Source organism: Microbulbifer discodermiae, from assembly GCF_040742695.1.
Lineage (GTDB): Bacteria > Pseudomonadota > Gammaproteobacteria > Pseudomonadales > Cellvibrionaceae > Microbulbifer.
Genome location: NZ_JBFLAB010000114.1, coordinates 1 through 4,450, shown reverse-complemented (window position 1 = coordinate 4,450; position 4,450 = coordinate 1). Strand labels below are relative to the sequence as shown.

The 4,450-nt window shown below is 55.3% G+C and carries 2 protein-coding genes; both read right to left on the bottom strand.

Going from position 1 to position 4,450, the window contains the following annotated elements:
* Nucleotides 1–147: 147 nt before the first annotated feature.
* Complete coding sequence (locus AB1S50_RS18965; protein ID WP_367152793.1) at nt 148–657, bottom strand: hypothetical protein; 510 nt, start codon at nt 655–657, stop codon at nt 148–150.
* An 808-nt stretch (nt 658–1,465) separates the two neighbouring features.
* On the bottom strand, nt 1,466–4,009 hold the full coding sequence (locus tag AB1S50_RS18960; RefSeq protein ID WP_367152791.1) for an arylsulfatase: 2,544 nt from the start codon (nt 4,007–4,009) through the stop codon (nt 1,466–1,468).
* Nucleotides 4,010–4,450 lie beyond the last annotated feature (441 nt).

The window sequence follows — 4,450 nt, the reverse complement described above, 5'->3', positions numbered from 1 at the left end:
AAATGAAGTAGAGCGTCTGTTTCGCCGCTTGAAAGGTTTCCGAAGAATATTTAGTCGATTTGATAAGTTGGATGTCGTTTTTAAGTTCTTCATCAACTTTTCATTGATCGCTGACCGGCTAATTAGTGTTAACAGGCCCTAGGGAAACTATGATTTATCCTTTTTGCCAAAGCCAATGGCGCGCCCCAGTTTTTGCCAGAGAGTCACTTCCCAGGCCATCAGACGGGCGACCCATGGCGGCATATCGGTAGCTGTGGTCAATTTTTCGGCGACCTTTTCCGGTGGCTGATGGTTGCGTAGGGCTTTCCAAATCAGGACTGCCACCTTTATTTCTATCAGGACCAATACCCCGAGGCCGAGATAGCGCAGAAATCCAAATTCCCGGATCAGCGTTTGCTGTGTTTCGGGAATCAACAGTGTCGCGCCCCAAAAGCCGAGGCAGGCCAGGGCGATGGCTTTTACCAGGGCACGCTTCAAGTCGTGACGAAAGCAAAGGATATAGAGAAGTGGGATGGTGAGACAGAAGTCAACAATCACCGCTGTTTCAAGAAAAATTCCAGTGCTTTCTCTATACCAGGAGGAGGCGGCGATCAGATTGGTGGCGACAATGGCAAAGGCGGTAGCAAAAAAAATACCTTTTGGATGGATGCTGAACATTTTTTTGTCCCCGTCTTATTTCAGCTGTGGTCCAATGAAAGAAGATAACATCTGACAGATGGCGGAAAAAGCCTGTCAGTGGCTTTTGACGGTATCCCCAAGGCAGTTGGTCGCAAACATTCCGGTTCCGCAATTGTGCTTCTTTAAAAAACCAGTTCGATAGTGCCAATTGGTTCCCGGGGCTGATCCCGGGAACCGGTGGAACAACCCTGATTGGCTGCAACTTGACTCTATAAAGCCCGCTCAGTTCGATAAAGGTATCGCTACTTCCATAGGGTTGCTTTGTGTCCCTTATGGAACAGGCTGGTGACCAGTCCAGCGAAGCTGGGTCCGGCAGGTCAAAGCGGGGGCCTTATCACCGCCGGGTTAATGGTTGGGCGGCTGGGGGGTGGTATACAGGATGAAAAAGGCGACGCTGTGTCATCAAAGCTTTACGGGACCGTAACCGGAGGGTAATAGGGCTAGGAGAAGCTTGTCTAGGGGACAGATGGCGGCAGGAAGCCCGCTAACGTCTATACTCCCCATAGGTCGCCGAAAGTCGGGAAAGGTGATGTACTGGCGGCGACTCAATGTGAAGGCCGGCTTTAAGCCGGCTTTTCTCTTATTGCAATGGAACTGTGACTTCCCGGTCGGCAAGAAGTTGATCGCTGCTCTTTCCATTAGCGCCTCTCCTCCAGCGCCCCGCCGGCAGCCAACCCAGCAGTAGGGTGCAATTGACCCACTACCACTGCTATTTCACTTCCCCCACAGGCACTGGAGCCTGCCCTTTCCTTCCAAAAGCTGGCTTGCATTGAAGGTGACGGGCCGCTCAGCGTGGGCCACTCTGCAAATGCTGAATAGGACTGCCGTCTACCGCGGTAGCCCTGGTGCTTTCCAGCTTCTCGATATCTTCCTTGGAGAGCTGTGGGCGGTCTATCTCGATGGTCAACTTATTGAGTTGGGCGGTCAGTGGAAACGGCGGCAGATAGTCTGCGTCGTTTACGCCGGTAAGGGTATCCGAGCCGATATCAAAACTTTCGTCCCATTGCAGGATCATGGGAAGGGTATGCTTCATGGTGATGGTCTGGACTTCCCTGCCGTCCACTTTGAGGGTGCCTGTGCCGGAACGACCCAGGCCGCTCATGCTGTTGTAGGCCAGTGTGCCTATACCAAAGCCGTCGTACTTGAAATCGAATTCCAGTTTGTGGCGGCCCGGCGACAGCGCGGTGGGTCCCGCCCACTTCACGCGTTTGAGATCGAGCAGGTTCCACAGGAACACCGGTTTGCCTTTCAGGAGGTAAAAGCCGTAGCCGGCAAAGCGCCCGCCGGAAGTCAGAATCATTCCCTCGGCGCCCCCTTCGGGAATAGTGATGTCGGCGGTGATGGTGTAGGAGGTATTGAGCAGCGAAGGGGAGTCGCCCTGCGGCAGGCCCACCATGGGGCGGGTGTACACAAACTGTGTGCGGCCGGCGGCAATATTCGGTCGCGGAGCGATAAGCCGTGCCGCTACGGACGCGTCGAGGGGAAAAACCTGGTATTTTTTCGCCTCTTCCACAAACAGCTTTTTGAGTTTCTTTACCTTGTCCGGGTGTTGGTCGGCGAGGTTTTGCGACTGGCTGAAATCCTCTTCCAGATTGTAGAGTTCAAACACCTGGTTATTCAGCGGGTCTGTGTTGGGGGAGCCGAAGCCCTCCCAGGGAGCCCGGTTCACTTTGGTACCCAAGAGCCAGCCATCGTGATAGAGGGCCCACTGGCCCATGATCTCGAAATACTGTGTTTTATGCCGTGAGGCCGCCTTGGCGTTGTTTTGGTCAAAGGTGTAGGCAAAGCTGGTACCGTCGATGGGTGCCTGCCGGATGCCGTCCACGTATTCAGGTGCACGGATGCCGGTCGCTTCGAGGATAGTGGGGACCACATCGATGACATGCGTAAACTGTTCGCGCAGGGTGCCCTTGTCCTGAATATGGCCCGGCCAGGAAATAGCCATGGACTGGCGGATGCCGCCGAGTTTTGACGCATTTTGCTTGAACCAGGTAAAGGGGGTATCGAAGGCCCAGGACCAGCCGGCGGCCATGTGATTGTAAGTCTCATCGGTACCCCAGACGTCATACCACTGCATCTGCACATCCACCGGCATATTGTTGATGCCATTGAAGTAGGCGACTTCATTCGGCGTACCCAGCAGGCCCCCTTCGGCACTGGTGCCATTGTCCCCGTTGATATAAATAATGAGCGTATCGTCCAGCTTGCCCATATCCTCGATGGCCTGGATGACCCGGCCTATCTCATGATCGGTGTAAGCGACGAAGGCGGCAAAGACTTCCACCTGGCGGATAAAGAGCTTTTTTTCCTTTGGGGTTAAATCTTCCCAGTTCTTCAGCACTTCCGTGGGCCAGGGGGCCAACCGGGTGTTGGGGGGAATCACGCCCAGGCGCTTCTGGTTCTCGAAGATGCGCTCCCGCAGCTTGTTCCAGCCGTCGTCGAACAGGTGCATCCTGTGGATTTTTTCGAACCACTCCCTGGTGGGGTGGTGCGGCGCGTGGGTGGCGCCGGGGGCATAGTGCAGAAAGAAGGGTTTGTCGGGGCTGGTTTGGTCGATGCGATTCAGCCAGTCGATGGCATCGTCCGCCATGGCGGTCACCAGGTTCCAGCCGGGCTTTCCCCTGAAGGGGTAGATCTGTGTGGTGTTGCGAAACAGGTTTGGCTGCCACTGGTTGGCGTCTCCGCCTACAAACCCATAAAAATATTCGAACCCCATGCCGATGGGCCACTGGTCGAATGGCCCGATTTGACTGGCGGCGAAGGCCGGGGTGTTGTGGTTTTTGCCGAACCAGGATGTGGCGTAGCCGTTGTCACGCAGGATGCGCCCTATGGTGGCCTTGTCCTTGCCGATAATGCTGTTATATCCGGGGAAGCCGGTGGACTGTTCCGAGATGACACCAAAGCCCGCCGAGTGGTGATTGCGCCCGGTGAGCAAGGCGGCGCGGGTCGGGGAGCAAAGTGCCGTGGAGTGGATATTGTTGAACAGCAGGCCGTTCTTGGCGATGCGATCCAATGTGGGCGTGGGAATGACACCGCCGGAAGTGCTGGGTACACCGAAGCCCGCGTCATCGGTCATGATCAGGAGGATATTCGGTGCCTTTTTTGGCGGCACGATACGGGGCGGCCACCAGGCTTTCGACTGCATGGCATTGTCTTTGATGACGCCGCCAAACTTTGGTTGCGGTGGAGGTAGCTGCTCGCCGCTGATCGTCGTGGTTGCATTGGGTGATCCGGGTTTGCCGGTGGTCTCCTGGGCAGTTGCGGACACCGTTGACAGAAACCCGATGATAAAAACCAAAGTTGCGCTGATAAACCCGGTCGGCCGTTTCATTTCCTGTCCCTGAAATTTCGAAATTTTTCCGTTGCAGTGAGTATTGGCGATCGGAGGGGTATTGCAATTCGCGGTTAGGGCCTGTGGCGTCGCTAACATAAGGGGCTTTTCGCGACAGGCGCCGCCGACAGGGATAAAGGGGCTGGGGCTGAGTCAATGAGGCCCGCGGTGAGCCGTTGCTGAACGGATATCTGGCCGCAGATTTTCGATAGTTAAAGGGGGGGGGCAGGGCCGGCACTATGAAAGCCGCCGCCCGGCCCGGCGTCTGTGCGAGGCCAGGCCAATGGACGGGAAGGGGCTAGGGCCTGTTAACACTAATTAGCCGGTCAGCGATCAATGAAAAGTTGATGAAGAACTTAAAAACGACATCCAACTTATCAAATCGACTAAATATTCTTCGGAAACCTTTCAAGCGGCGAAACAGACGCTCTACTTCATTTC